Source organism: Paenibacillus sp. P22 (assembly GCF_000469945.2).
Classification (GTDB): Bacteria; Bacillota; Bacilli; order Paenibacillales; family Paenibacillaceae; genus Paenibacillus_O; species Paenibacillus_O humicus.
Genome location: NZ_CBRA020000229.1, coordinates 1 through 4,373 on the forward strand (window position 1 = coordinate 1; position 4,373 = coordinate 4,373).

Genomic DNA, 4,373 nt, shown 5'->3' on the forward strand with positions numbered 1-4,373 from the left:
TCTGGATAATTCCAAGACTTCCCATGCAGTGACAGAAGCGCAATCACGGCCGACGSRGCGGCCTCCGCCTTGGGAAGCGCCAGCCGGGCATCCTCTTCGTCGAACAGCATCTGGCGCTGCAGATTGCTGAATTCCACGTAGTCGCGGTCGGCAAGCCGCAGCTCGCCTACCCCGGCCCGGGCCATATGCTGCGCCAGCGAAGCTCCGAGCGAGCCGGTACCGGCGACAAGCACGACGGCCTGGCCGATCCGCCGCTGTCCTTTCCAGCCAATGGGAGCAAAGCGGATTTGCCGGGAATACCGTTCCTGAATGGCTTCTTGCGCCTCGGATCGGCTTGTTGCCGCCTGCTCAAGCATAGATGCTGCCGCCTCCGGCCTTGAACGCCTCCGCCTGCTCCTTCATGCCCGCCTCGATTGCCTCCGCCGTGTCCAGCCCTTCCCTCTCCGCGTAATCCCGAATGTCCTGCGTGATCCTCATGCTGCAGAACTTCGGCCCGCACATGGAGCAGAAATGCGCGCTCTTGGCGCCTTCCGCAGGGAGCGTCTCGTCGTGGTAGCTCATCGCCCGCTCGGGATCGAGCGACAGATGGAACTGGTCGCGCCAGCGGAATTCGAATCTGGCCTTGGACAGAGCATCGTCGCGCTTTCGCGCCTGCGGATGGCCCTTGGCGAGATCGGCGGCGTGGGCGGCGATCTTGTACGTAATGACGCCTTCCTTCACATCCTCCCGGTTCGGCAGCCCCAGATGCTCCTTGGGCGTCACATAACAGAGCATCGCCGTGCCGAACCAGCCGATCATCGCCGCCCCGATCGCGCTTGTGATATGGTCGTAGCCCGGCGCAATGTCCGTCGTGAGCGGACCAAGCGTGTAGAAGGGAGCCTCGTCGCAGACCGCGAGCTGACGGTCCATATTTTCCTTGATCAGATGCATCGGAACATGGCCCGGACCTTCGATCATGACCTGCACGTCATGCTTCCAGGCAATCTTGGTCAGCTCGCCGAGCGTGTCCAGCTCCGCGAACTGCGCCTCGTCGTTGGCGTCCGCGATCGATCCCGGCCTCAGCCCGTCGCCGAGCGAGAAGGTCACGTCGTAAGCTTTCATGATTTCGCAGATATCTTCGAAATGCGTGTACAGGAAGTTCTCCCTATGGTGGGCGAGGCACCAGGCCGCCATGATGGAGCCTCCCCGGCTGACGATGCCCGTAACGCGCTTCGCAGTCAGCGGCACATAACGGAGCAGCACTCCGGCATGGATGGTGAAATAATCGACTCCCTGCTCGGCCTGCTCGATCAGCGTATCGCGGAACACCTCCCAGCTGAGGTCCTCCGCTTTGCCGTTCACCTTCTCCAGCGCCTGATAGATCGGCACGGTCCCGACCGGAACCGGGGAGTTGCGGATGATCCATTCCCTCGTCGTATGGATGTTCTTGCCGGTGGACAGATCCATGATCGTATCGGCTCCCCAGCGGGTCGCCCACGTCATCTTCTCCACCTCCTCCTCGATCGAGGAGGTCACGGCGGAGTTGCCGATGTTGGCGTTGATCTTCACGTGGAAATGCCGCCCGATGATCATCGGCTCGCTCTCGGGATGGTTGACGTTGGCCGGAATGACCGCTCTTCCCGCCGCGACCTCGGAACGTACGAACTCCGCCTCCATCCCTTCCCTCAGGGCGATGAACTCCATCTCGGGAGTCACGATGCCCTGCCTTGCGTAATGCAATTGGGTGATGTTGCCCCCTGCGAGAGCTCTCAGCGGCAGCCTGCCGGATGGCGGGAAAATTTCCGCTCCCCTCTCGGCGGCTTTGCCTGCGTCGGAGAAGCCATTGTCCTCGGGACGGATGATGCGGCCCTCGTATGGCTCCGTATCTGCCCGCTCCGAGATCCAGCCTCTTCGCATGGGCGGCAAGCCTCTCGCGGCATCCGCCTCGTAATCGGTGTCGGTATAAGGGCCGCTTGCGTCATAGATTCGCAGAGGCTCATTGGGGATGGAAACTCCCCGCACCTCGCTGTCCGACAGCGCGATTTCCCTCATCGGAACCATGATATCCTCCCGGCTTCCCTGCATGTAGACTTTGCGGCTGCCCGGCAGCAGCTCGGTATGTATGGCCATGGATAATCAAAAGCCCCCTTAACGGATTTTGATATCCGCCAGGGGGCTGCACGCTTGGAAATGCCGGTTCATGCCTTTCGTTCCCGATGGTCTGCGCGAAAAACGCAGGCTGTCCGGGACACTCTACTCGTCGCATTCGCCTTCATCGGCAGATTGCGGCTAGCAGATTGGGTGCATCTGATTCTCCGCCGCTTTCCGCCGGAGGACGGCAAAAAGCCGCCTCCGGTCTGGAAGCGGCGAAAAGAGGCACAAGCCAAATAAAAGGCATGTTCGACCACTTTCCTACGCTGGCATGACCCAGATCAGGTTCGAAGGGACCAAAGCTTGCGCTTTATCTCAGCCCGTACAGGCGCCCCTAGTGGATATCTTGGTATGACTATAAGTCGGGATGGGGGAAGTTGTCAACTAGGTCCCACTTAGAAACCCTGAAAGGCATGAAGCCAATCAAGGTTCTAAAATTAAATTTCTATCATTTCCCATAATTCAAAAATTGTTTTTCCATCTATTCGAGCATTTTTAAACAATTCTTCTGCGGTTAGAAACGATTGTGTAAAAGAGTTCTTCCCTTTAGTTAAATAGAGACCTTCTTTATTTCTACTAATCCAGAACTCATCACCTAGATAATAGAATTGAAACTCTTCACCCCATCCTACACGTTGGACTAGTTCTGTGTATCCCACTTTCTATTCCCCCTTTTAATTTCTAAATGGATTTCCATCTTTATCATACGTCCAAGTATGCTCATGTGGTGCTTCAGGGTGGGTTTTAGTGTTATTATGATGGGTATAATCTACATCTCTGATAGCTCTACCATTTGCTCCATACCATCTTCTTGTTAATAACTCACCCGTTTTTCGGTCAATAATATCGATACTAGAATTAGGTTTACCAATATAACCGGGATTTGAGGTAGTAGTGGTATGAGTGTAATAAGGGCTGACATCTAATATTTTTCCTTATTAGATGTTACTATTTGCTTTGTACCATTTCCTGTAATCCGTGCAATACCACTTTTAATCAAAGCACTTGCTTTGCATACTCTCGGATTTGTTCGATCGAGCCATTGACGGAAGTAGACTAGCGATTTCGGGTAGGCTTCAATCCTCAGCGTGTTCCTCTGTGTTCTTGGGGCAAAAATCAACTTGTAGGAGATATGCAGGAAGTGTTCTCCCGTATTGATTCTGATGCGGTATTGGAATCCTCTTTCTCCCACCGTCATCCTGAGCCCGTAGAAGTGACAGATACGCTTGTGAAGCTCATTGAAGAAATCCCAATTAACGCCTGTAAAGTCGATGACAATACGGTCAATGGATACAGTGACCCCTTTCATGTGCCGCCCCCTCCCGAATTTTTTGATGAATTTCGGGCTTAATAAGAGGGGAGATGGCTAGGCATTAACACATGACCTTCCCGTTGTAGAATGCCAGTTACGTCCTGACATTATAAAAGTCGGGCTATCCCTCCGATTAGTTGCGATGACTTTTCAATGGATTGCCTTCTCAATTTCTATATCGAGATAGTTGAGAAGAAATTTGAAAAAAACGAAGAAAACGAAGATAACAAAAAACAGGTCAATCATGGTGGTAACTGACCATAATCGATCTGTTGATGTATTGGTATAGCGTTATTTATGGTATAAAAGTACAGCATTTGTGTGCGTACAAACAAGATAGAAAAATCTTTATTCGGGTATTACATGCGTTAGATGTGTTATTGGTTGAATGTTGAGTTCATTCGGCACTGGGTAGCCCCGCCAAAGAAAAGCGGCTCTCTCCATCAGAAGAAGGCCGCCTGAAACTTGCTATTCATTAAATTCGTCTATCTCTTTCTTTCGCTTCAAAAAAATACGTACCGCTTCATCTTCACGCTCAATAAGGTCATCGTGATGTGAATCAATAGCTACAAGTTCTTTGTACCCCCAAATGGCACTAATACTGTTTTCATTCCCGTAAAATTGAAAGTACCACTCTAAAGGGAGTAACGTATCCGTTACCTCAAATAATTCGGCAGGATACCAAGATGGGAGGTTTTCAAAAGTCCCAAGCAACAAGTAACTTAATACCCCTTTATAAATGTGTTGTCCGTAGACAGTATATTGCTCGTCAATCTTTACAGAGTACCTTGTTTGGTCAGAGTTTCCCAGTTCTTTAGTTTTTATTGATAGCTTATCGCCTGTATTTGCGATACACCTGACTTTCATATAATCACCTCGTTATTTAATCTTAAAATCATCTATTTCACCAGTTTTCGTATTATACGTATAG

The 4,373-nt window shown here is 51.5% G+C and carries 5 protein-coding genes and 1 riboswitch; all 5 genes read right to left on the reverse strand.

The window, feature by feature from the left end; genetic code table 11:
* The coding region (locus BN871_RS23900; protein WP_048749435.1) for a ThiF family adenylyltransferase at nt 1-356 on the reverse strand (356 nt) is incomplete at its 3' end.
* Nucleotides 349-2,109, reverse strand: a complete 1,761-nt coding sequence (gene thiC / locus BN871_RS23905; RefSeq protein WP_021878276.1) for a phosphomethylpyrimidine synthase ThiC — start codon at nt 2,107-2,109, stop codon at nt 349-351. The genes BN871_RS23900 and thiC, both read right to left, overlap by 8 nt.
* Nucleotides 2,110-2,371: 262 nt before the next feature.
* Nucleotides 2,372-2,476: riboswitch (TPP riboswitch) on the reverse strand.
* A 91-nt stretch (nt 2,477-2,567) separates the two neighbouring features.
* Nucleotides 2,568-2,789 carry a hypothetical protein gene (locus BN871_RS27175; protein WP_021878277.1) on the reverse strand — a complete coding sequence of 74 codons (222 nt, stop codon included), beginning with the start codon at nt 2,787-2,789 and terminating at the stop codon, nt 2,568-2,570.
* A 263-nt stretch (nt 2,790-3,052) separates the two neighbouring features.
* On the reverse strand, nt 3,053-3,439 hold the full coding sequence (locus BN871_RS23915; protein WP_021878279.1) for a hypothetical protein: 387 nt from the start codon (nt 3,437-3,439) through the stop codon (nt 3,053-3,055).
* A gap of 471 nt (nt 3,440-3,910) precedes the next feature.
* The gene (locus BN871_RS23920) at nt 3,911-4,309 is read right to left on the reverse strand and encodes a hypothetical protein (RefSeq protein WP_021878280.1); all 399 of its coding nucleotides are present in this window, start codon (nt 4,307-4,309) and stop codon (nt 3,911-3,913) included.
* Between the last annotated feature and the right edge of the window lie 64 nt (nt 4,310-4,373).